This window comes from Legionella sp. 39-23 (genome assembly GCF_001897665.1).
GTDB classification, from domain to species: Bacteria; Pseudomonadota; Gammaproteobacteria; order Legionellales; family Legionellaceae; genus Legionella; species Legionella steelei.
In genome coordinates, this window is record NZ_MKTO01000042.1 from 1 (window position 1) to 21967 (window position 21967).

Below are 21967 nucleotides of genomic sequence, written 5' to 3' on the forward strand. Positions count from 1 at the left end.
TTTTATTAAGTGAACCTTATTCAATATGAGTAAATATTACATTTGAGACTTTTAGCAAAAAAAGCCAAGACAAATGGTTGTCGATTCCGTTTCAAGTGGATGAAGAATCAAAACAACAAGGATGAATTTTCAGTAGAGCATCAATTTTAACCGCTTGTGCCATTTATCATTAAGTCGCCTCCTATAATCATTGTGGCTATAGGCTAAACAGCAGCTATGATTTTAGTCATGCACGTTTGCCAAAAACTCAGTGAACACCATGGATAAGTTACTTGTTCATTGAAATTACAGTGATGGTTTTCATGATGGACATTTTGAAGAGAGGAGTTAACTCAGCAAACGCTGGGCTTAACGGTCCAGCCTGCACTTACAAGGATGAGTGGCCATGAACGCTTACCTATTAAAGTAAACTTTCTTGCTCATAAAAAAAATCCCCGTTTGCACGGGGATGATTGGATTTGTCCTGGAATTAACTATTAATCCGCTTTTTTACCGGTTAACTTTTCTTTGATACGTGCTGCACGACCAGCTAGATTACGGAGGTAATAAAGTTTAGCGCGACGTACATCACCACGTCTTTTTACGGTAATGCTATCAACAATTGGACTGTAAGTTTGGAATACACGCTCAACCCCAACACCGTGAGAAATTTTACGAACAGTGAATGCAGAGTTCAAACCACGATTACGTTTTGCTATAACAACACCTTCAAAAGCCTGTAAACGCTCACGGGTACCTTCAATTACTTTCACTTGAACCAAAACAGTATCACCTGGGTTGAAATCTGGGATTTCTTTGCCTTGCATTTGCTCAGCATTCAGTTGATCAATAATATTAGTCATGGACTACTCCTCAAATTGGTTCATCCTTTAGGAATCACCGTGTTCATACATAAACTCAGCAAGCAATTGCTTGTCTGTTTCACTTAACTGTATTTTTTCAAGTAAATCTGGACGTTTAAGCCAGGTTTTACCCAGAGATTGCTTTCTTCGCCACAGTTCTATATCTCTGTGATTACCACCTAATAAAACGGGTGGTACCTCTAACCCGTCAACGGTTGCTGGTCGAGTATAATGAGGGCAATCCAGTAAACCATTCATAAATGAATCTTGTTCCGCTGAACCAAGATGCCCTAGACTCCCTGGTATTAAACGAACAATTGCATCGATAAATACCGTAGCAGCCAGCTCACCACCACTTAAAACAAAATCTCCAAGAGACCATTCTTCATCAACATAGTGTTGAAGGATACGCTCATCAATTCCTTCATATCGCCCGGCAATAAAAAGCAGGGGTTGTTTGTCATGTGCCACTTTATTTAAGTCATTTTGCCGAATTACCTTACCTTGAGGACTCAGGTAAATCGTTTTGCAATGACTTGGCATTTGACTTCGTGCCTGCATTATTGCCCCTTTTAAGGGCTCATACATCATCACCATTCCCGGGCCGCCACCATAAGGCTTATCATCGACTTGCCTGTAAGGCCTGGAGGACCAATCTCTTGGATTCCAGTGATCAATTTTGACCAACTCTTGCTCAATTGCTCTGCCCGTAATGCCATACTTCAAGGCATTAAGTATTTCTGGTATTAAGCTGATTACTCCGAGATGAAGTACCACTTAAAAATCCATATCCCAATCAACAGTAATTATCTGCTGTTTCGAATCTATATCTAATATAAATTGGCCAAGTAAATAAGGTATTAAATGTCTTTTATTACCTTCTACAACCAACACATCATTTGCACCCGTAGGAATTATTTCAGTGACATTTCCAAAAGGCTCGCCTTGTTGGTTAATCACTTTCATACCTATAAGCTGATGCCAATAATATTCACCAGGTTCTAGTGTTGCTAATTGCCCCCGTTGAATCGCAATTTCTATATTAGTTAGGTAAGCTACTGATTCGCGTTCAGGATAACCTTCAATTTGGACAATGATGGATTTATTTTGTACTTCAGCACGCAATAACTTCATTGGCTGCCATTTATTGTTGATAAAGGCATGCCAATTTGCATACTTTAGGACATTATCACGAGGTTCTGTAAAGGAGTGAACCGTAACAAAACCTTTAACACCATGTGGCCGCCCAAAACGGGCAATGACTATCCAGTTTTCCTGATTATTCACGTTATTAAGCAGCTTCGCCTTTTTTATTAAACTCTTTGACTAAAGCGCTTACGCGATCAGACAACTGTGCGCCTACTTTTTGCCAGTGGCTTAATTTTTCTGCATCAATGTGCAGACGTACTTCTTGCCCACGAGCTATAGGGTTAAAATAACCAATGCGCTCAATATAGCTACCGTCACGGCGCTTGCGGCTGTCAGTAACGACCATATGATAAAACGGACGCTTTTTAGCGCCACCTCTTGATAAACGTATAACGACCATTGTTTTCCTCTACTTTAAGAGTGGTTACGTAAAAATGCCGTGTATTGTACGAAAATTAATTCAGCATGTGAAGTAATTCTTGTGAATTATTTAAAATCATCGGGTAATATGCCTTTTAAACCAGCCATTCCACCGAGTCCACGCATCATTTTTTGCATTCCACCGGGTTTGGTAAATTTTTTCATCATTTTTTGCATTTGTTCAAATTGTTTTAATAACTTATTCACATCCTGTATTTGTGTCCCTGAGCCCAAAGCAATGCGCTTTTTACGTGAACCCACAATAAGCTTGGGGATACGACGTTCTTTGGGGGTCATGGAATTAATAATGGCAATGGTTTGGGCCATGGCTTTATCACCGACTTGTTGCATTGCCTGTTGAGGCATCATTTGACTGACACCAGGAAGCTTGCTCATCATCCCGGCAACACCACCCATATTGTTCATTTGTAGGAGCTGTTGTTTAAAGTCTTCTAGATCAAAGCTTTTACCCTTTTTCAGTTTCTTAGCGAGCTTTTCACTCGCTTGTTTGTCTGCTTTACGCTCAACTTCTTCAATCAGCGTGAGAATATCTCCCATGCCAAGAATTCTTGAGGCAATTCGCTCAGGATGAAACGGCTCCAAAGCTTCTACTTTTTCACCACTACCAATAAATTTAATAGGTTGTCCAGTAATTTGCTTTACAGAAAGCGCGGCTCCACCTCGTGCGTCACCATCCGTTTTGGTTAAAATGACCCCGGTTAATGGTAGGGCTTCATGAAAAGCTTTTGCTGTATTTGCCGCATCTTGCCCTGTCATGCTGTCGACAACAAACAGCGTTTCAATAGGCGTAATCTCTTTGTGCAAGCCTTTAATTTCATCCATCATATCGGCATCAATATGCAATCGGCCTGCCGTATCAATCAGCAAAACATCCATATATTGTTTCTTGGCTGTATCCAACGCTTTTTTGGCAATGGCAAGCGGCTGTTCATTGGCTTCGGATGGGAAAAAGGCAACCCCTATTTGCTCCGCTAATACTTTAAGTTGTTGGATTGCCGCAGGTCGATAAACGTCGACGCTGGCTACCATTACTTTTTTATTCTCAGACTCTTTCAAGTAACGGGCTAATTTTGCAGTGCTGGTTGTTTTACCTGACCCTTGCAATCCTGCCATTAAAAATACTGCAGGGGGTTGGGTTTTAAAATTAAGTTCAGCGCGTTCATCGCCCATAATATGGATTAATTCATCATGGACAATTTTAATAAAGGCTTGATCAGGATTTAATTCAGTTAAGACTTCCTGCCCTAAAGCCTTTTGTTTTACTTGTTCAATAAATTCTTTAATAACAGGTAAGGCAACGTCTGCTTCAAGCAGTGAAAGCCTGACCTCACGCAGAGCGTGTTGTACATTTTCTTCAGTTAATCGACCCTGTCCTCGTAAATTTTTAAAGGTGCGAGTCAAACGTTCGGTTAAGGTTTCAAACATAATATGTTGCCCGAAAAAAATAGGAACTATAGCACAGAGAGAGTATGTTATGAAACTGCCCAGACTATGATCCTAGAAAAAGCAGTTAAACCATTCAACGCAAGCTAAAGATGCCAACGATAAGGTACCAACTGTTTTTTTCTGGAATGCTCCAGTTTGCTATAAGCCAAATTCATACGATTTTTTTTATAAAGGGATTTTTGACCGTGTCCACATCTCTTGCGGGCGCGAGTGATTTTGTGCACAACGACAGGAAAAAAGGCAGAGATTTTCTGGTTAAATCATGTTATTTTACAGAGCGTATTAAGAATCTGCGGGTGATTAAATGGAATTAAGGAACATTTTGTTTAATTATTACCCTATTATTAAGGGTTCCTTAAGCTAATTTTTATATAATTAAGCTTCTTCAAGCCCAAAAACTGCACTGAAGGAATGCGATGATCGAGAAAAAACACTCACTGACAATTTTTAGTCTGACGATGATAACAGTTGGTTCTGTAGACAGCATACGCAATTTGCCTGCTACAGCCTTATTCGGTAGTCAATTAATTTTTTATTTTGTTTTAGGTGCTTTATTTTTTCTAATCCCTACCGCGTTGGTTTCCGCAGAGCTGGCTTCGGGATGGCCACGACAGGGTGGGATTTATATTTGGGTAAAACAGGCTTTCGGTAAAAAAGCAGGTTTCTTAGCCATTTGGTTGCAGTGGATAGAAAACGTAATTTGGTATCCAACGATTTTATCTTTTGTCGCCGGAACTATTGGCTATTTAATTAATCCTGAGTTAACAAGTAATCCTTATTTTTTATGGTCGGTCATCGTGAGTGCATTTTGGGGCGCGACGATATTGAATCTGCGCGGGATGAAATCATCTGCGGCATTTAGTAATCTTTGCTCTCTTGCAGGTTTATTGTTGCCTATGTCTCTCATTATTGGTCTAGGAGCTGTGTGGATTACTCAAGGGAATCCCTTACAGATTCAGTTTGATATTCCGAGTATCGTGCCGCATTTATCAGATAAATCCATGTGGGTTTCCTTAACGGCGATCATTATGTCTTTTTGTGGCATTGAAATTGCGACAGTTCATGCTAACGATGTACATAACCCACAGCATGCTTTTCCCAAAGTTTTAATCTATTCAGTAGGAATTATTTTAAGTACTTTAATCCTTGGATCTTTAGCCATTGCGATTGTTTTACCAGGAAAAGACATCAATTTAGTTGCTGGCATTATGCAAGCATTCGAGGCATTTTTCTCTAGCTATCATTTATATTGGATGATGCCTGTAGTTGCTGTAATGCTGGTTTTGGGAGGGCTTGGAGGCGTGAGTAATTGGATAATTGCTCCCACAAAAGGATTGCTGGTTGCTGCTGAAGATGGAAATTTGCCCGAATATTTCCAACGTACGAACGCACAAGGTGCCCCGGTTGTTATGCTGTACACGCAGGCGAGCATTGTTACCGTATTATCAGGATTATTCTTGTTTATGCCTAGTGTGAATGGCTCTTATTGGTTATTAACTGCTTTAGCAGCGCAATTGTATATGTTGATGTATTTCATTATGTTTGCCGCTGCAATTAAATTGCGGTTTGCTGAACCTCATCATCACCGGCCTTTTGCGATCCCTGGAGGCATGTTCGGCATGCTATTTGTTGCAGGGGTAGGTATTATTGGTGTATGTGCTACCTTGGCAGTAAGTTTTATTCCACCAGACGGCATCAATGTAGGTAGTATGGCACGTTATGAGTTAACATTAATTTGTGGCTTAATTCTCATGTGTTTACCACCGTTTATAAGCACTTGGTCGCGCGGAAAAACAGCAGTATTGGAGGCTGTTCCAGATTAAAGATTCTCCTGTGTACGCGGAAGGCATTTATAGACAAAAAGTATGATGGATATCCCAGCAGAATCTAATGAATTATTAAGCCAGTTAATGGCAAGATTACCTGAATTGGAATGGAAGATTAGCGAGCTTGGCTCATTTTTTTCGAGCCAGCGTTTGCCCAAAGGGTTATTTCGTACCGATTCAGGGCTAAATGGTGGTGCTGCATGTATTGCAGAAATTAAAGCAGATATCCACGCCTTAGGTGCGCAAAAAAATAAGCGTAGTGCTTTTTATTTGGCGGAACGAATCAGACGAAAAATTAATGTTTTAGTTGTGTTATGTCAAATGCATCAAGGTAAGGCTAAGCCTGAGGAAAAACCAGTATTTGGCATTAAGATGCTAAGTACCAGGCGGCAATGGATAAATGACCTTGAGTTAGAAATTAAAACCTTAGAAGAACAACAACAAGCAATGACTAAAGCTTTAGAACATCTAAGGCATAATCATAATCCCAGTGCAATTTTACATTTAAAAGCAGAGCTAGGTGAGGTGGTGCGTCGCCTAACTTTAGCGAAAGAAACACTAAATCGTGCTGTTTCTTGATCGAGAATCTTTTTCTCAATAAACTAATGCTGTAAATTAACGAGGGTTCGAGATACAAGACATTTTTAGGTCTTATGTATCGCTAAACGAACGTTGTCTCGTAAAATCTATCTTTACGGGAGCCGGTTCAAAATAATCATATGCCTTCTTGGCGTAATTATTAATAAATCGCTCAATTAAATCATTTACTTGCATAAAGATAAACGAGAATGAGTGGTTACAAAAAGGAGCTTTTAAATGTCAGATAAATATTCTCAAGTCACCAGAGACATCAGTACTCAATTAGCGAAAATGCGTAAGGAAATGCCAGAAGTAATGTCTGGATTTTCAGCTCTAGCGCAGGCAGCATCTAAAGACGGCGTACTCGATAAAAAAACTAAAGAATTAATTGCTATGGCTTTGGCTGTTGCCAAACAATGTGATGGTTGTATCGGATTTCATGCACAAGCATTAATTAAATTACAAGCAACCCGAGAAGAGTTTTTAGAAACGCTAGGTATGGCTGTATACATGGGTGGTGGCCCATCTCTAATGTATGCCGCAGAAGCTTTAGAGGCTTTTGAAGAGTTTAGTAAATAAATTGCTGCGCTTAGCATCAACTTACATTATCTTTTGTTATGCTTCAGCGATGTAGCAAGTGTAGCAACTGTCTTGAAATAAAATTTAAGACAGTTGCTACGTTTTATTGAGCTATTTTTGTCAACGAGATTACCTAACACATACAAGGATGACCAGGTATGTGTTAATGATCCATCATCTAGATGTATACAAAATCCGGGTTTAGAATTTCTCTGAAAGACTAATGTTGGGCTGTTGCTGGTTGCTCTGTTGATGGTTGCGTTACTGGTGGCTGTGCTGCAGATGGTTGTCCTAACGCAGCAGAAACATGAAGCATTTCATTTTTGGCTGCGGTATTTTGTTGGCATGGGTATTGTTTGCTTGCACCTAACCAGGCTATTTGCGATACAGTCATGGCGTCTTTGTCGCTTTGCTGGCTTGAGATTTCTTTATAAGTTTGCTGAATCAGCCCACAAAGAGTAGGTGCATTAAGTTGTACGCTTGGGGGGAGGCAAAACATAGGCGTTCCATGATTTTTTGCGATTTCATTCGCCTGAATCATTGTTTCAGCAATACTTTCACAGGTTATTGTCAAAACATGACGGGCGGACCTAGCCCACGCTTGTGCTTGAGGATCGGCTTTAACCTCCATCTGCGGAATATTATCAGCAATATTCATATAGTTCTTTATGGTGTCGGCATGTATGCAGTGACAAAAGAATAAGAAACTAATTAATAATATACGCATAATTATACCCTTAAAATTAATGTAACTATTCAGCGCCATGCTCTCAACCATGGTGAGTAGCTACACATTAAATGCCATGTGGCTTAATTAAACCCAGTTTAAAAGCAATTAATAAAAATATAAATAAACCCACTGAAATACTTATTCTTATGGTTAAGGCTTTAATAGTCCGTTTGGAGTTACCGGAGTCACGAATAAGAAAGATAAGACCACTTGCTAAAGAAGCTGCGATGATAATCATGGCAAATATGATGATAATTTTAGTGATCATTTGTTATACTCCTGAAATTGCCGTCTGATTATGACTAACATTTGAACAATTAAATAATGATGCCTAGTTTAACCTGTTTTAAATTTCGTTTCACCCCAAGTTGGCCGATGTTCATTCTTGCTATCTTATTTTTTTCTTTGTTTGTACGCCTTGGTTTTTGGCAGATTTATCGTGCAGATGAAAAAACAAAAATGATTCTTGCACAAAAGGCACAAGAAAAGCAAAAACCAATCCTTTGGAATACAAAGGAAAAGCTGCCGTTACAATATGAACGCATCATCTTGGAAGGGGAGTATTTGCCGCAAATATTCTTATTGGATAATCAGCATCACAAACATCAATTTGGTTACGATGTACTATCTCCCTTGGAATTATCTGATGGCACTATTGTCATTGTTGATCGAGGGTGGGTTCCTGGTGAGCTGACACGTCGTGTTCTCCCGAATATCCAAATTCCTAAAGGAGTCATGGAATTACAGGGTACGGCATATTTTCCGAGTAAAAAGCAATGGGTTTTAGGGCCTGTTTCGGAAGAAAAAGGGAATAAAATAACCATTTTGGAGCGTGTGGATGATCAATTGATCAGCCAAATTTTGCAAAAATCAGTCTCTCCGTTTATTATTCGCCTCGACAAGCAAGATACAAATGGATTTGTGCGTGAATGGGAGACGGTCTCCATGCCTCCGCAGCGGCATTTAGCTTATGCTATGCAGTGGTTTGTTATGGCATTGGTGATACTAATTATATTTGTAGCATTAAATCTGAAGAAAAAAAATGAGAAAACAATCCAGTAAATATTATATTTTATTGTTGTTAGTTGTAATATTCGCCACACCTGGGATAACTGCTTATGTGTTTTTCCAGCATCCTTCCTGGTTGGGCTCTGCACGGATCAATAAAGGGACCTTACTGAATCCCCCAGTATTATTAGATACTTTGGAGGGAAAGTCTAAGTGGCGTATCGTTTTTTGGAGTCCAGAGACTTGTGACCAGGTATGTATGAAACAATTGGATGTCTTGGCTCGAATTCGCCTGGCATTGGGGCGTAAGTTATACCAGGTCGATCAATGGCTTCTTATCAGTGATAAAGCACCTCCTTTATCGCAGGAACAACAATCCTTTTTAAAGGATATAGATTTTAAAGTGGCGAAATTATCTGCGGCTGAGCTTACTGCAAAAGATACTTTACTTTCACAAGCGCAAGTATTTATAGCTGATCCGGGTAATTATTTAATTCTCAGTTATGCACCTCAGGTTAATCCTGAAGATGTATATAAAGATTTGAAGTTGTTACTAAATACAACAGAAAACAAGAGTGATTAATCTGATGCAGAATAAATTATTACGATATGTAGTATCATTTACTGTGCTTTTATCTTTATTAGTGGTGATGTTGGGTGCCTACACACGTTTGACTGATGCAGGCTTGGGTTGCCCTGATTGGCCTGGTTGTTATGGGCAGATGGTACTTCCAAGCGCTAAGGAAAAATTGAAAGCAGCTCAGACTCAATATCCCCAAATTCCTATCGAGTCTAGAAAGGCTTGGACCGAAATGGCTCATCGTTATGTCGCGGGTTCTTTAGCTTTATTGATCTTTTTTATTGCTTTTTATGCGCTACGCAAACGTTTACGTGGCGATTATTTGATGCCTTGGCATTTACCTGCTGCATTACTTGTATTGGTTTTTTTTCAAGCGGCTTTGGGAATGTGGACCGTAACTTTAAAGTTATTACCGGTGGTAGTTATGGGGCATCTTTTAGGTGGGATGCTGATTGTCGCCTGTTTAAGCCGTTTTCGCTTGCAAATCAGCTCATTGAGCGGACAGGACTTGCCACAATGGCGTCCTTGGTTGCGTCTAGGGGTAATTATTGTTTTCCTGCAAATCGCTTTGGGTGGTTGGGTCAGTTCAAATTATGCGGGGATCTCATGTATTGGTTTTCCTCAGTGCAATGGAGAATGGTTGCCTGATTTACATTTTGCACAAGGATTTAATTTATTTGCACCAGTGGGGGCTAATTATCAAGGTGGTTTGTTAGATCATGATGTACGGGTAACAATTCAATGGATTCATCGATTAGGGGCTGTAATCACTGCGCTATATATGCTGGCACTTTCTTTATTGATTATGTTGCGAAGTCGTTTCAATTATCTCAAAACAGCTGCTGCGTTGATTTTCCTATGTATATTAGTTCAATTTACTTTAGGTATCCTGAATGTAGTTTATCTACTCCCAATCAGTGTAGCAGTCGCCCATAATGGAGTTGCAGCTCTATTATTGGCAACAGCATTTAGTACACTTCATTTTACACGTAAGGGGCAAAATGATGCACGTTGATCATGTAGTTCAACCCTCGTCAGCTGCTTGGCGTGATTATCTTGAGTTATGTAAGCCTCGTGTTGTATTGCTTATGTTGTTGACTGTGGTTGTTGGCATGTACTTGGCAACACCAGGTTGGGTTAGCTTATCATTATTATTTTTTTCTTTACTTGGTATTGGATTGTGTGCAGGAAGTGCTGCTGCAATTAATCATTTAGTGGATAAGCGAATTGATGCCATCATGGCTAGGACTAAAAAGCGACCTGTTGCCAGTGGCCAAGTTTCAGTGCGTCAGGCCATGTTGTTTGCTTTTATCATGGGAGTCTTAGGCTTGACCATTTTGGTTGTTTTTGTGAATCAATTAACTGCCATACTGACGTTTGTTACATTGATTGGCTATGCAGGTATTTATACAGGTTATTTAAAAAGAGCTACGTCACAAAACATCGTTATCGGCGGATTGGCAGGAGCTGCTCCACCATTACTGGGCTGGACGGCGGTGACCAATCAACTGGATCCTCAAGCGTTATTGTTGGTGTTAATTATTTTTATTTGGACACCACCCCATTTCTGGGCTTTGGCTATCTATCGCTATGAAGAGTACCAAGACGCAGAAATTCCTATGTTACCGGTGACTCATGGTATCGCATTTACTAAATTAAGTGTTTATTTGTATACCATTTTATTATTGGTAGTAAGTGTTTTACCTTTTGTTATCGGGATGAGTGGTTTGTTTTATTTAATCGGTGCTTTAGTACTTGGAGGACGATTTTTATTTTGGTCTCACAAGTTATATCGTACTGATAAGCCTGTAGTTGCAATGCAAACATTTAGATTTTCAATTGTTTATTTGATGTTGTTGTTTGTTTTTTTATTGTTCGATCATTATTTATAAGGAATGTGTATGAAATAAGTCCCACACCGCAATTCAGATAGATATTGAACAGCGAGTGGTGAGACTTATTTCCTGTCCGTTCCTATTAAGGGGGATAAAATGAGTTTAAAGGCTAAAAGTGTTACCTTTACCGTTGTTGTTTTGTTGGCTCTTGCAGGACTATTTTCAGGGATTTTTGTCGGTCAACATTTCCACTTTAAGAAAAAAATCGATGTGTCTACCTTTCATGGTACATACCTTGAAAATCCAAGAACAGTGAATCGCTTCAGCTTAGAAGGCGTTGATGAGAAATCATTCGATAATAAAAGCTTAAAAGGAAAATGGACTTTAATGTTTTTTGGTTTCACAAACTGCGGTTATGTTTGTCCAACGACAATGGCAGAATTAGCTAAAATGTATCGTACCCTTGAAGACAAGGGTGTGAAGAATTTACCCCGGATCGTAATGATTTCTATTGATCCAGAACGTGATACTCCTGAGAAATTACGTGCTTATGTGACTTCATTCCATCCTAATTTTTATGGGGCACGTGGCGACGAAGAGTCCATTAAATCAATGACTCGAGAAATGGGTATTGCTTATGCGAAGGTAATTGAAAAGGGAAGTAATGATGCAACAAATTATGATATTCAGCATAGTGGCGCTTTAATGCTATTTAATCCTAACGGTGAACTGAATGCATTTTTTACCACTCCGCATCATGCAGATTTATTGGCAAAAGATTATTTATTATTAGTTTCCTAATTGAGGATATTTTTATAAATATATTTTTTAACTCCAATGTGATTTTTACATTTTTTAGACTAGTCTTATTTATACGAGTCTGTTGTAAATAAATTTTTAGCATGGAACTTCTAGAGTCTATTTACGATTCTACTATCATGGCCAAAACGCTGTGATTTTATGTACTTCGCTACTCGCATACTTCGTGTATGCTGTGTTTCGATGCTCTAAATTCACTGTATTTTGACTTAGCTAGCGAATTGTAAGCGGACCCTAATAATAAAAATAAAAGTTGAGGAACGCGTTTTTCATGAAAATTGCAATATTGGCCACTAATCCACATTTATACTCTCACAAGCGTCTGAAGGCAGAGGGTGAGGCTGCTGGTCATGAAATTAAAATTATTAACCCATTATATTGTTACATGAATGTCGCCGCCTCTTGCCCTAAGGTGCATTATAGAGGTGGCTCTCCTTTGCAGCATTTCGATGCGGTAATTCCTAGAATTGGTGCATCAAATACGTACTATGGAACTGCAGTTTTACGGCATATGGAAACGATGGGCATGTATGCTTTAAATGAATCTTTAGCCATCGCACGCTCTCGAGACAAATTCCGTTCTTTACAATTATTGGCGCGTAAAGGGATTCCTATGCCCTTAACTAGCTTTGCTCAATCTCCTGATGACACTGAGGATTTAGTGCGCATGGTCGGTGGGGCACCTTTAGTCATTAAATTATTGGAAGGTACACAAGGCAAGGGAGTAATCCTAGCAGACAGTCATCAATCGGCTGTAAGTATCATTAATGCGTTTAAAGAAATGCATGCCAATATCCTAGTTCAAGAGTTTATTGAGGAATCGCGTGGGGTTGATATTCGTTGCTTTGTTGTAGGCGATAAGGTGGTTGCTGCGGTGAAACGACAAGCAAAAGAGGGGGAGTTTCGTGCGAATGTCCATCAAGGTGGAAAGGCAGTTAAGGTAAAGTTATCACCACAAGAGCGTGCGATTGCGGTCAGCGCTGCTAAAACAATGAGTTTAAAAGTTGCTGGTGTTGATTTAATTCGTTCGAATCATGGGCCTTTAGTTTTGGAAATTAATTCTTCACCTGGCCTTGAAGGGGTAGAAAAAGCAACTGGCATCAATATCGCTGGAAAAATCATTGAATACATTGAGAAACATGCAAAACCGATCAGTGTAAATGATCGTTTTCATGGATAGGAAATCTTATAAATATCCAATCAGCGCCCAAATCTAATTTTCTCAGAGCCCCTGTACTTTTGACTAAGACTACTACGTGAAGCCCGGTTGTTTACAACCGGGAAGTGAGTTTTTTCTAAGTTTTTGATCCTGGTCGCAAGCAACCAGGTTACTGATTAGGCAAGAGAACTACTGTTCTTAACTTTGGCAAGTTTATTTGCTTTCGCTTCGTTTTCAGCTTTTCTACTTCGCCAAACCACTGAGAAGGCAATCAGAGAAGCGATAAATAAAAATGCCATTACTCCAGTAAATCCATTCATGAATATTCTATTAAACAATTGATGGATAAAGTCATTTTCTGGAAGTTGTAATGAATGCGTAGGATTTGCAATGAAGTCTTTTAAACTGGAAACTTGTGTTTCGCTTAGCCCGTTGACATTGGATGTAGATAATGAAGTGAGGGAATGATTTGTTACAAAATTATAAATAACAATGGCTAGAGATAAGCCTATAGAGCCGCCAATATTAAATAAGGTAACCATAGATCCTGTTGCAACACTCGCGCGTTCGGGACCTACTGCGGTTTGGGCAGCAATGATTGAAACAGTATTACCCATAGCCCACATGCTTCCAAGACAAACAAATGCAAAAATGATGTAAAATATTGAGGCATTACTTGTAAAGAATACTTGTAAAAGTGTTGCAAAGCACGCTAAGAACAATCCTAATAAAATAGTATGCAATAATCCCAGATTACTGATAAGTTTTCCTACAAAAAAAGCAATCAAGAATACTGAGACGGGAATAGCGAATAAAACAAAGCCAGATAATTGCGCTGACTGTTCTTTGATGATTTGTAAATATAGTGGATCAAAAAATAAAGTAACTGCGCTTAATATACCCGCTAAAAAGACAAGAATAGCTCCGGCAGAAAAGAGTACATTGGAATAATCTTTAAAGTCAATGAGTGGGGTCGGATGATTGTTTTCGGCCTTGACCAATAAAATACTTGTCACCAAAGTAACTGCAAAACAGGTTAAAGTGATTGGTGCTATCCAGCCATAGCTTTGGCTATAAATTAAACCAAGTACAATGCTGCCCATAGTAAATGCCAGTAAGACCATCCCTTTTATATCTAAAGAGACTTGTTGGGAATTGGTTTGCGATTCTGTAACTGATTTGCTGCAAAACAGATATCCTAATAAGCAAATAGGAATATTGATGAAGAAAATCCATCTCCATCCTAAATATGTAACAATAAGTCCACCTAAAAGGGGGCCTAAGGCCAAAGCAATACCACCTATACTTCCAAACCAAGCTACAGCCTTACCTCGTTCTTCTTGAGGAAAAAATTGTGGCAGCAAAGAAAGGCCCAAGGGAAATATAATCGCAGCACCTACCCCTTGCAATAATCGACCAAAAACCAACCAATGAATATGAGAAGAAACACCAGCAATGATCGAGGCAATGACAAAAATTCCCCCACCGAGATACAAACAACGTCGACGTCCATATAAATCACCAAATCCCCCCATTACCGTAGCTAAAACGCATAATGCTAAGAAGTAAATATTCATTACCCATTGCATGGAGACGAGGTTTGCTTGTAATTCTTGTTGTATGGTAGGTAAGGCAACATTTACTACCGTATAATCGAGATAACACCCAAAAGAAAGCAGGGCGATTCCTATAAAAGCGTACCATTTGTGTTGATAATTATCGACTTTGCTGGTTGTAGACACGTTTCATCCTAATGATTATGTTTAAAAAATGGCCATAGAAGAAAATTTTTAGCCATCATATGCAGAAAAATTGTAAAGTAATATCTATTTTAAGACAATTAAAATTTTCAATTAGATGAACGGATACAACATCCTTGTTGTATTTATTTTATCCTTGATAGCCCAAAAAGCTTGGGAAGGTATGTTTAATTTCAGGTGTATTTAGCCAAATTCTTAATAAATGCCGAACCGTTTGATTTTGAGGATGATCAAAAGTTGTTCTACCATGAAGAATTTCTTCATTGTTAATAAAAATGATGCTACCTGGTTTTACTTTTGTTTCAAAGGCAATGTCTTTACGTAGTGAAACCTGATCGAATAATTCCATGGCTTCAATTTGCTGCGGAGTAAAACGTGGTAGTTCGGGGAATTTTTTTGTGCATTGTTATAAAAAGGCTGATGATATTGGCAACGCAATTCATTTCCATGCATAGCAAAGATGGGGCTTAAATCATAAGGCGGTGTTCCCGTTGCTTCATTTCCACGTCGATCTGCATAAAAAGGTTGGTATAATATTTCGAGAAGGTCGGGTCTTATTTTCTGTATTTCGTCATGAACAGTACGAGAGCTGGTAAGTATCGTATGACCACCAACATCAGCTGATGCAAGACAATACATCCCCAGAATCGCTCCTGCAACATCTTCAATTAAAAAAATTATTTTAACAGGAGAAATTATCTCCAAAGCCAAGTTTGCTCGTATCAGTAAGATGTATGGGGGCGCAACAGTTCATGGAGTTTACGGTTTAACTGAGCTCGATAGTGGTGGTTTAGTATCATGCAGCAATCATCAGTATCACTTACCTTCAAAACCTTATTTAATTATTGAATTGTTAGAGGATGATTTTAATACGCCAATAAAGAAAGAAGGAGAGTTGGGCAACATCGTGCTAACCAACACCCATAAAAATCATATGCCATTGTTGCGTTATAAAACAGGTGATTTTGGTAAATTACAATATGGCTGTGGTTGCGAGTACTCTACTCCAGTAATTAATGCAATGGGACGTTCTGCGGATTTAATTCAGTGCAAAACCACAGGAAACTCAGCTTTTCCCATAGAGATTGAAAATATTTTATTCCAAAACGATGAAATTGCCTGTGATTACCAAATTATTACAAGAAATGGTGCTATTGAGTTGAGAATTGAATTATTAAACAATTTAGATTCAGCTCAAATTTCAGCATTAACGCAACAACTAAAAACAGATATTATGCAGCAATTATCTGTTACTGTTGAACAAATCCAGGTTTTTATGCCAGGTCAATTAGCAAATAAATTAGGGATTGCAAAAACTAAGGCAGGAACTCTTTATGTATTAGACGGCATGAGTGAAGAGGAAGCTAAAGAGCGGCTGGAGTTAAATTATTGTTGTGAAGAAGGGTTATAAGATAATGATAAATTGGGAAAAATACAGAGAAATGTTTCCGGTTGTAACACAGCAAACTTATTTTATGACAGCTGGAGGCGGCGCTTTATCAAAGCAGGCACTTAATGCAGTTACTGAGCGTTATCAATCATTAGCCTTAAATGAAGGCAGAATTTTTGGCGATAACATTCAGTTGATGGAAACATGTCGAGAAAAATTGCTAAACTGATTAATGCAGAAAAAGAACACATCGCTTTTATCCCTAGCGTGTCATTTGGTATGAATGCATTAGCTCATTCGCTACCTCGCAAAGACTCTGTTTTGCTTGTAAAAAATGATTTTTCCTCATCGATTTTACCCTGGGAAAATGCGGGACATTCAGTAAAGTGGACTGATTCAGCCGCGAACTTTGCCGAGCAATTAGTTTCTGCACAACAAGAAAATGAAAAAATTTCTTCAATTGTAGCCAGCTATGTCCATTATGCTAATGGTTATAAACTTAATTTGGAACGAATTAAGGAATTAAAGAAAGATGCGCATTTTATTGTGAACGGAACTCAAGGAATTGGCGCATTTCCTATCGATGTTAAAAAGCAAGGAATTGATGCATTAGTTTGTTCTTGTTATAAGTGGATGGGCTGTGGTGAAGGAATCGCCTTTATTTACATTCATCCAGACCTCTTTAAAAAATTGACACCTGCTTTAATTGGATGGAGAAGTGTTCAGTCTGCAATGAACTTTGATGGAAGCTGTCAGTTTTATCAATCTGCTCGTGTTTTTGAATTAGGCTGGGATAATATGACCATTTTTTCCGGTTTTAACGCGGCACTTGATTTGATTGACGAAATTGGGATTGCAAACATTGCCGAACGAATTATGTTTCTTACTGATTATTTAGTAGAACGATTGCGCCAATTAAATATTCCTGTACTTTCAAATACTGAAAAGCAATATCGCTCAGGCATTATACAATTAGGTCCTTTCCAAGAGCTAGAGAAGATAATGAAACTTCTGGAAAGCCATAATGTTTGGGTAACTCAGCGTGATGGTGGTATTAGAGTTTCCTTGCATTACTACAACAATGAAGCAGATATAGATAATTTATTAAATGCGCTTCAGCAGCTGTAAATCACGTAAAATGTAAAATCTTGGTGTTCCCTGTTCCTTTGATACAGGAAGCTCATCAAGATTTATCATGAGCTTGGAGAGTGGGGGCCTACTTGCTCTTCTTCTTGCTCATTCGTATTTTCAAATCGTTTTACCGCTTCATTATATTTCTTTTTAAAGAACATCGTATGATCCCTTTCTTGATAAAAAGTTGGATTATTTTGGAGTTCTTGACTTGCTTTATCGAGTGTTTGTATCAATTCATTGACAACGTTCATCGTTCTTCTGCTAAGGATTTTTTTTGAGTTTGGATCCATTCGTAATGCAAGAAGTTGATCCGAAACCTGAGATTTCATCTGTTCAATGGAATGCCAGTTATCTAAATTCTGTAGAGTAAAATGTGCAAGACCATCTAAAAAAGCCTCCCGCGTTTTAAGACATCTAATGCGTTCTTCACTTTTAGCTTTTGCTTTAGGATCTGTTTCATGAGCATTTTTTTGTTCTGCTTGTCTGATTTTTTCTTGGCCTAAAGCAATTTTTTGTTCCACATTTTTTTGTGCTACGAGAAAGTCCAGCTGCGGAGACGTTGTGATTTGCGATTTAGAGTTTTTCTTGCAATAGTCGATAAGATCAGGTTTGGGAGAGGTGGATGGTAAGTTTTGCCATTGCTTATAAGCTTTTTCAGAGAAGAGGCGTGCTCCTTCATCGTCGGGCTTTGCAGTAACCCAGTTTCTTGGTTTAGCAGGATCGGGATCAGGTTTTAAAAGAATGAGATCATTGGTAATGCGCATATACAACTTGTCTTTACTCCAGCGTCTAAACCAATCTTCTGCTTCTTTTGAGAACAGCTTGCCCCAAGTAAATCCGCTTTTGCCATATGCTTTTGATTCGACTAAGCCAGATTTATTCAAATCTAATTCTTCTTGATTAAAATCTTTTGTTTTCCATGCTCTTCTTGAGCCCATAAACGCCACAACTTTGCGAAAATTATCGTCATCGTGACCTTGTACACGTGTAAAAATATGTTTTGTATTTTCTAAACGTTCAATTTGTTTTAGCAGTTTTCTTCCTTTTAGCGGGTCTGTAAACGTTTCAGGAATCACCATACCTACATTGCTTAAAAAAGCTGCCTCGCGTACATTGTCTTTTATACTTTCCATCGATTTTTTAGATTTGCTATATAAATCGTCAAGGCCGGCATGCCCTGCATTAGTGGCTAATTGGATGCTTAGTTTACGTATTTGTGATACTTCACGAACAATTCCTCCATCCGCTGCGACAACATAATTTCCACTCATATCACTGTAATCAGATGCTAAAAATTCTTTTGCTTTTTCCACTGCCGCTTGTGCTGCAAAAGATTTTCCAGATGCTGAGGGACCACCAACGATTACCACCGGTCGCTCGGTCCACTTTGGTCCATCAAAATGTGTGGTTGATTTGATGACTACAGCCTGCCTAAATTCTTTGCTATTCATCTCTTCGTCTAATGCAAGCTTGTATAATTCAGCCCCTTGTTCACCAAAAAATGCCTCCATACCTATGGTCGCCTCTTCAGGGTGGGTTTCGCGTGTTTGAGGATTACCGTTATATTGGGGGAACGGATGGCTCTGCGTATACTCGATGAATTTTTTTCTAAAAAACTGGGGATCGGATGCAGCATCAGTATTAATATTTTGATCGTATTTCTTTGCATATGATTCAACTAATGTAACGCGAGTGCCTTCATAGGCCTCTATACCCCGATATAACTGTTCCTCCCCTTCTGGGCTGATACAAAATGGACCGCGATTATCATAATGGCCGATTTGTTGCTTTAAGGATCGTGTAATTGGCGTCTCTATCGGTGTTTGCATAATACATATATCCCACAATTAGAACGGTTTTGTTTTAATTATAGCCAATATATGTATTATGCGAGTACAAAGTGGAAAATAATATTAATGGGATGAGTCACTTTTACCGACTAGCCAATCTGCACTTACTTCAAATTCTTGTGCGAGGGCGTTGAGTAGTTTTTCATCTGGGTTTGTCGCGCCATTAAGCAATGCTTCTGCTTTAAACTTTGGAATCTTCACGAGCTTTGATAATACTTCAATGCGTTCCGCACTTGATTCTGGAGCACCAATATTATCAAGTTCTTTATTTAGTCTTTCTGAAAATCTCTTATTAAGCATCTGCTTCTCCTAACAATGATTTAGGTCAAGATAAGTACTGCAACAACGGTTCATCTAAGTCATCGCTCCAAAGCTAAGCCATAGGATGTCCGGCAGAAGCGAACAGCTACCTTATTTATTTCATATAGCATAAAACTGAGGTTTTGCAATAATAGGAGCATTTAAATTGATTTTAATCGATTTAATCCGATTTCTATTTCTATATCTCACAGCTTGTTTTGGGGACCCAGAATCAAGCCAAATACACTGGATTTTCGTGAATAAACTGCTGAGCATAAATGACAAGATTTTTTCATGTGTAGGCCTTGAAGATAATATTGATTTGGGTTGATCTGGACTATCTTTCAATTTAGTATTGAACCTCTAAAAAAGATGACTGTTTGGGATAAGCATGATCGAAGAAGTCGCTGTAAAATATCCTTGTGATTTAATTCTATTCGGTGCATTGGGGGATCTGTCTTGCCGTAAATTATTCCCTGCGTTGTATCAGCTGGAACGTGCGCACTTGCTTCACGCCAATACACGTATCATTAGTTGTGCACGTGACGCATTAACATTAACTGACTTCACTGGGTTAATGAAATCTAAAATGCAAACTTTTATCGGTGAGGCGCTTGAGGAGCTTGTTTGGTCTCGTCTTGTTGACAGAATGACTTATTGTCAGATTGATTTAACTCAATCTGCAGATTTTACAAAAATAATCGATTATGTGAGTCCTCAAGAACGGATTCCCATTTCCTATTTTGCAATTCCACCCTCACTCTATGCACAAACATGCCAAGGTCTTTCGAGTATTGGCTTAACGACACAGCCATCGCGCGTGGTTTTAGAAAAGCCAATTGGCCATGATTTGTCTTCATCGATTGCAATTAATAATGAAGTGGCTCATTTTTTTGCTGAAAATCAGATTTATCGAATTGATCATTATTTGGGTAAAGAAACAGTATTGAACTTATTAGTGCTTCGCTTTGCTAATGCGATTTTTTCCTCAAATTGGGATCACAAAGCTATTGATAAAGTTGAAATTACCGTGGCTGAAGAAGTTGGGGTTGAAGGACGATGGGCTTACTATGATAAATCAGGTCAAGTAAGGGACATGCTACAAAATCACTTATTACAAATTTTATCGCTTTTGGCAATGGAACCACCGATGAGTCTCGATGCCGCATGTATTCGAAGTGAAAAATTAAAAGTATTAAAGTCATTAAGGCCTATTTCAGATGTACAGGTACATGCTAATACAGTACGTGCTCAATATGTGAGAAACGTAAGTAAAGGCCAACAGCTTCCCGGATATCTCGATGAAGATGGGGCGCATAAAGAGTCAACCACGGAGACTTTTGTTGCAATTAAAGCCTATATTGATAATTGGCGCTGGTCAGGAGTTCCTTTTTATTTATTGACTGGTAAAAGGTTATCGAAAAAACAAAGTGAAGTGGTGATTTACTTTAAACCACAACCTTATAACATTTTCAAACAGTTAAAACAGGAATTGTCTGCAAATCAGCTCATTATTCGCCTGCAACCCGATGAGGGAGTGGAGTTTCGAATGATGAATAAAGTTCCTGGCCTGAGTGAAAGCATGCAATTAAGGGACAGTAAGTTGAATTTAAATTTCAACCACCTTTTTAATTCACAAAGAATTGCAGATGCTTATGAACGTTTGTTGTTGGAAGTCATGTTAGGCAATCAATATCTGTTTGTTAGCCGTGAAGAAGTTGAGCAAGCCTGGCATTGGATAGATGAAATCAAGCACGCATGGGAAAGACAAGATAGCCCACTCTATACTTATCCATCCGGAACTTGGGGGCCTTTGGAGGTCATTCGTTTGTACAATGGCAAAGCACATGTATGGGGTGAACAAAATGCAGTTACATAGTTTTAGTGACGCGTCTTTATTAACTGAAGATCTAGTTGGCCAGTTAAAGAAGGTTCTTGGTGATGCAGTAAAACAACGTGGCCATGCTTATTTAGTGGTTTCAGGCGGAAAAACTCCCATCGATTTATTTAAGGCACTGGCGGGAACAGAGCTTCCCTGGAGTAAAGTTACGGTCACTCTGGCAGATGAGCGTTGTGTTCCTGCTCATGATGCTGCTCGCAATGAACATTTGGTTCGCCAATTTTTACTCCAAAATCACGCATCTAAAGCTCATTTTCTAAGTTTATATAGTGAAAATCATTCTATAGAGCAAACAGAACGCATCATCGCTTCTTTACCCACTTTTGACGCAGTGGTTTTAGGTATGGGTGAAGATGGACATACTGCATCTTTATTTCCTTGCGCTGATGAGCTTGTTAACGGGTTAGATGATAATGCCGCTGCAATACTTTGTGTTAGCCCAAAAACAGCGTCTCATCAACGAATCAGCTTATCTAAAAAAAGATTATTAAACAGTCGCGTGATTTTTTTCCATTTAATAGGCCAAAAAAAACTGGCTGTATTGCATCAAGCCATGGCGGAGCATGATCCCATGGTGATGCCGGTTAGTGCTTTTTTTAATAATGCAGATGCTAATGTTCAGGTGTTGTATGCACCTTAA

General features: G+C 38.8%; 26 protein-coding genes. 14 read left to right on the forward strand and 12 right to left on the reverse strand.

Going from position 1 to position 21967, the window contains the following annotated elements:
* Positions 1–476: 476 nt before the first annotated feature.
* From rplS to ffh, 5 genes are all read right to left on the reverse strand, one after another.
* Positions 477–842: a 50S ribosomal protein L19 gene (gene rplS, locus BGO44_RS15805; RefSeq protein ID WP_058509892.1), complete on the reverse strand. Its 366-nt coding sequence runs from the start codon at positions 840–842 to the stop codon at positions 477–479.
* Between the two features lie 27 nt (positions 843–869).
* On the reverse strand, positions 870–1619 hold the full coding sequence (trmD, locus tag BGO44_RS15810; protein WP_058509893.1) for a tRNA (guanosine(37)-N1)-methyltransferase TrmD: 750 nt from the start codon (positions 1617–1619) through the stop codon (positions 870–872).
* Entirely contained in the window at positions 1620–2129 is a 510-nt protein-coding gene (gene rimM / locus BGO44_RS15815; protein ID WP_058509894.1) for a ribosome maturation factor RimM, read from the reverse strand.
* A gap of 4 nt (positions 2130–2133) precedes the next feature.
* Complete coding sequence (gene rpsP / locus BGO44_RS15820; RefSeq protein WP_058509895.1) at positions 2134–2391, reverse strand: 30S ribosomal protein S16; 258 nt, start codon at positions 2389–2391, stop codon at positions 2134–2136.
* An 86-nt stretch (positions 2392–2477) separates the two neighbouring features.
* Positions 2478–3857, reverse strand: coding sequence for a signal recognition particle protein (gene ffh / locus BGO44_RS15825; protein ID WP_273198558.1), 1380 nt, complete (start codon positions 3855–3857; stop codon positions 2478–2480).
* 437 nt (positions 3858–4294) lie between these two features.
* On the opposite strand from ffh, the gene BGO44_RS15830 reads away from it, so the two are divergent.
* From BGO44_RS15830 to BGO44_RS15840, 3 genes are all read left to right on the forward strand, one after another.
* Complete coding sequence (locus BGO44_RS15830; protein WP_058509897.1) at positions 4295–5701, forward strand: APC family permease; 1407 nt, start codon at positions 4295–4297, stop codon at positions 5699–5701.
* A 42-nt stretch (positions 5702–5743) separates the two neighbouring features.
* Complete coding sequence (locus tag BGO44_RS15835; protein ID WP_058509898.1) at positions 5744–6283, forward strand: hypothetical protein; 540 nt, start codon at positions 5744–5746, stop codon at positions 6281–6283.
* 237 nt (positions 6284–6520) lie between these two features.
* Complete coding sequence (locus BGO44_RS15840) at positions 6521–6862, forward strand: carboxymuconolactone decarboxylase family protein (RefSeq protein WP_273198556.1); 342 nt, start codon at positions 6521–6523, stop codon at positions 6860–6862.
* A gap of 220 nt (positions 6863–7082) precedes the next feature.
* Here the strand turns inward: BGO44_RS15840 and BGO44_RS15845 are convergent, their stop codons facing one another.
* On the reverse strand, positions 7083–7589 hold the full coding sequence (locus BGO44_RS15845) for a phosphatase (RefSeq protein ID WP_273198554.1): 507 nt from the start codon (positions 7587–7589) through the stop codon (positions 7083–7085).
* A gap of 67 nt (positions 7590–7656) precedes the next feature.
* Entirely contained in the window at positions 7657–7860 is a 204-nt protein-coding gene (locus tag BGO44_RS15850) for a twin transmembrane helix small protein (RefSeq protein WP_273198552.1), read from the reverse strand.
* Positions 7861–7919: 59 nt separating this feature from the next.
* Here BGO44_RS15850 and BGO44_RS15855 point away from each other — a divergent pair, with 59 nt between their 5' ends.
* The 6 genes from BGO44_RS15855 (at position 7920) to rimK (ending at position 13014) form a co-directional block, all read left to right on the forward strand.
* Positions 7920–8654: an SURF1 family protein gene (locus BGO44_RS15855; RefSeq protein WP_193393412.1), complete on the forward strand. Its 735-nt coding sequence runs from the start codon at positions 7920–7922 to the stop codon at positions 8652–8654.
* Positions 8635–9183 carry a redox-active disulfide-containing membrane protein gene (locus BGO44_RS15860; RefSeq protein WP_058509902.1) on the forward strand — a complete coding sequence of 183 codons (549 nt, stop codon included), beginning with the start codon at positions 8635–8637 and terminating at the stop codon, positions 9181–9183. Before BGO44_RS15855 ends, BGO44_RS15860 begins: the two co-directional genes overlap by 20 nt.
* Before the next feature lie 4 nt (positions 9184–9187).
* A complete protein-coding gene (locus BGO44_RS15865) occupies positions 9188–10195 on the forward strand; it encodes a COX15/CtaA family protein (protein WP_193393385.1) in 1008 nt (335 codons plus the stop codon).
* Positions 10185–11072, forward strand: coding sequence for a heme o synthase (gene cyoE, locus BGO44_RS15870; RefSeq protein WP_058509904.1), 888 nt, complete (start codon positions 10185–10187; stop codon positions 11070–11072). Before BGO44_RS15865 ends, cyoE begins: the two co-directional genes overlap by 11 nt.
* Before the next feature lie 99 nt (positions 11073–11171).
* Positions 11172–11816, forward strand: coding sequence for an SCO family protein (locus BGO44_RS15875; RefSeq protein WP_058509905.1), 645 nt, complete (start codon positions 11172–11174; stop codon positions 11814–11816).
* 289 nt (positions 11817–12105) lie between these two features.
* The gene (gene rimK, locus BGO44_RS15880; RefSeq protein ID WP_058509906.1) at positions 12106–13014 is read left to right on the forward strand and encodes a 30S ribosomal protein S6--L-glutamate ligase; all 909 of its coding nucleotides are present in this window, start codon (positions 12106–12108) and stop codon (positions 13012–13014) included.
* A gap of 155 nt (positions 13015–13169) precedes the next feature.
* Here rimK and BGO44_RS15885 read toward each other — a convergent pair whose 3' ends face one another.
* The 3 genes from BGO44_RS15885 to BGO44_RS15890 form a co-directional block, all read right to left on the reverse strand.
* Entirely contained in the window at positions 13170–14735 is a 1566-nt protein-coding gene (locus BGO44_RS15885; RefSeq protein ID WP_058509907.1) for an MFS transporter, read from the reverse strand.
* A gap of 148 nt (positions 14736–14883) precedes the next feature.
* Positions 14884–15102, reverse strand: coding sequence for a TauD/TfdA family dioxygenase (locus tag BGO44_RS18630; RefSeq protein ID WP_058509908.1), 219 nt, complete (start codon positions 15100–15102; stop codon positions 14884–14886).
* A complete protein-coding gene (locus BGO44_RS15890; RefSeq protein WP_157070703.1) occupies positions 15045–15464 on the reverse strand; it encodes a TauD/TfdA family dioxygenase in 420 nt (139 codons plus the stop codon). The genes BGO44_RS18630 and BGO44_RS15890 overlap by 58 nt, the downstream gene beginning before the upstream one ends.
* A 19-nt stretch (positions 15465–15483) precedes the next feature.
* On the opposite strand from BGO44_RS15890, the gene BGO44_RS15895 reads away from it, so the two are divergent.
* Genes BGO44_RS15895 through BGO44_RS15905 form a run of 3 tightly spaced genes read left to right on the forward strand, consistent with a single transcriptional unit; the run spans position 15484 to position 17271 of the window.
* On the forward strand, positions 15484–16164 hold the full coding sequence (locus tag BGO44_RS15895) for a phenylacetate--CoA ligase family protein (RefSeq protein WP_273198549.1): 681 nt from the start codon (positions 15484–15486) through the stop codon (positions 16162–16164).
* Between the two features lie 4 nt (positions 16165–16168).
* Positions 16169–16372, forward strand: a complete 204-nt coding sequence (locus BGO44_RS15900; protein ID WP_273198548.1) for a hypothetical protein — start codon at positions 16169–16171, stop codon at positions 16370–16372.
* A complete protein-coding gene (locus tag BGO44_RS15905; protein ID WP_273198547.1) occupies positions 16348–17271 on the forward strand; it encodes an aminotransferase class V-fold PLP-dependent enzyme in 924 nt (307 codons plus the stop codon). Before BGO44_RS15900 ends, BGO44_RS15905 begins: the two co-directional genes overlap by 25 nt.
* A 65-nt stretch (positions 17272–17336) precedes the next feature.
* Here the strand turns inward: BGO44_RS15905 and BGO44_RS15910 are convergent, their stop codons facing one another.
* Positions 17337–19106: a hypothetical protein gene (locus tag BGO44_RS15910; protein ID WP_273198545.1), complete on the reverse strand. Its 1770-nt coding sequence runs from the start codon at positions 19104–19106 to the stop codon at positions 17337–17339.
* Positions 19107–19190: 84 nt separating this feature from the next.
* The gene (locus tag BGO44_RS15915) at positions 19191–19427 is read right to left on the reverse strand and encodes a hypothetical protein (RefSeq protein ID WP_028380906.1); all 237 of its coding nucleotides are present in this window, start codon (positions 19425–19427) and stop codon (positions 19191–19193) included.
* 391 nt (positions 19428–19818) lie between these two features.
* Here BGO44_RS15915 and zwf point away from each other — a divergent pair, with 391 nt between their 5' ends.
* On the forward strand, positions 19819–21306 hold the full coding sequence (zwf, locus tag BGO44_RS15920) for a glucose-6-phosphate dehydrogenase (RefSeq protein ID WP_273198543.1): 1488 nt from the start codon (positions 19819–19821) through the stop codon (positions 21304–21306).
* On the forward strand, positions 21293–21967 hold the full coding sequence (pgl, locus tag BGO44_RS15925; RefSeq protein ID WP_058509914.1) for a 6-phosphogluconolactonase: 675 nt from the start codon (positions 21293–21295) through the stop codon (positions 21965–21967). The genes zwf and pgl overlap by 14 nt, the downstream gene beginning before the upstream one ends.

Excerpts from the sequence above, each read along its gene's own strand:
- rplS (WP_058509892.1), bottom strand. The coding sequence starts at position 842 with ATGACTAATATTATTGATCAACTGAATGCTGAGCAAATGCAAGGCAAA.
- rpsP (WP_058509895.1), bottom strand. The coding sequence starts at position 2,391 with ATGGTCGTTATACGTTTATCAAGAGGTGGCGCTAAAAAGCGTCCGTTT.
- ffh (WP_273198558.1), bottom strand. The coding sequence starts at position 3,857 with ATGTTTGAAACCTTAACCGAACGTTTGACTCGCACCTTTAAAAATTTA.
- BGO44_RS15830 (WP_058509897.1), top strand. The coding sequence starts at position 4,295 with ATGATCGAGAAAAAACACTCACTGACAATTTTTAGTCTGACGATGATA.
- BGO44_RS15835 (WP_058509898.1), top strand. The coding sequence starts at position 5,744 with ATGATGGATATCCCAGCAGAATCTAATGAATTATTAAGCCAGTTAATG.
- BGO44_RS15840 (WP_273198556.1), top strand. The coding sequence starts at position 6,521 with ATGTCAGATAAATATTCTCAAGTCACCAGAGACATCAGTACTCAATTA.
- BGO44_RS15845 (WP_273198554.1), bottom strand. The coding sequence starts at position 7,589 with ATGCGTATATTATTAATTAGTTTCTTATTCTTTTGTCACTGCATACAT.
- BGO44_RS15850 (WP_273198552.1), bottom strand. The coding sequence starts at position 7,860 with ATGATCACTAAAATTATCATCATATTTGCCATGATTATCATCGCAGCT.
- BGO44_RS15855 (WP_193393412.1), top strand. The coding sequence starts at position 7,920 with ATGCCTAGTTTAACCTGTTTTAAATTTCGTTTCACCCCAAGTTGGCCG.
- BGO44_RS15860 (WP_058509902.1), top strand. The coding sequence starts at position 8,635 with ATGAGAAAACAATCCAGTAAATATTATATTTTATTGTTGTTAGTTGTA.
- BGO44_RS15865 (WP_193393385.1), top strand. The coding sequence starts at position 9,188 with ATGCAGAATAAATTATTACGATATGTAGTATCATTTACTGTGCTTTTA.
- cyoE (WP_058509904.1), top strand. The coding sequence starts at position 10,185 with ATGCACGTTGATCATGTAGTTCAACCCTCGTCAGCTGCTTGGCGTGAT.
- BGO44_RS15875 (WP_058509905.1), top strand. The coding sequence starts at position 11,172 with ATGAGTTTAAAGGCTAAAAGTGTTACCTTTACCGTTGTTGTTTTGTTG.
- rimK (WP_058509906.1), top strand. The coding sequence starts at position 12,106 with ATGAAAATTGCAATATTGGCCACTAATCCACATTTATACTCTCACAAG.
- BGO44_RS18630 (WP_058509908.1), bottom strand. The coding sequence starts at position 15,102 with ATGGAATTATTCGATCAGGTTTCACTACGTAAAGACATTGCCTTTGAA.
- BGO44_RS15895 (WP_273198549.1), top strand. The coding sequence starts at position 15,484 with ATGTATGGGGGCGCAACAGTTCATGGAGTTTACGGTTTAACTGAGCTC.
- BGO44_RS15900 (WP_273198548.1), top strand. The coding sequence starts at position 16,169 with ATGATAAATTGGGAAAAATACAGAGAAATGTTTCCGGTTGTAACACAG.
- BGO44_RS15905 (WP_273198547.1), top strand. The coding sequence starts at position 16,348 with ATGTCGAGAAAAATTGCTAAACTGATTAATGCAGAAAAAGAACACATC.
- BGO44_RS15910 (WP_273198545.1), bottom strand. The coding sequence starts at position 19,106 with ATGCAAACACCGATAGAGACGCCAATTACACGATCCTTAAAGCAACAA.
- BGO44_RS15915 (WP_028380906.1), bottom strand. The coding sequence starts at position 19,427 with ATGCTTAATAAGAGATTTTCAGAAAGACTAAATAAAGAACTTGATAAT.
- zwf (WP_273198543.1), top strand. The coding sequence starts at position 19,819 with ATGATCGAAGAAGTCGCTGTAAAATATCCTTGTGATTTAATTCTATTC.
- pgl (WP_058509914.1), top strand. The coding sequence starts at position 21,293 with ATGCAGTTACATAGTTTTAGTGACGCGTCTTTATTAACTGAAGATCTA.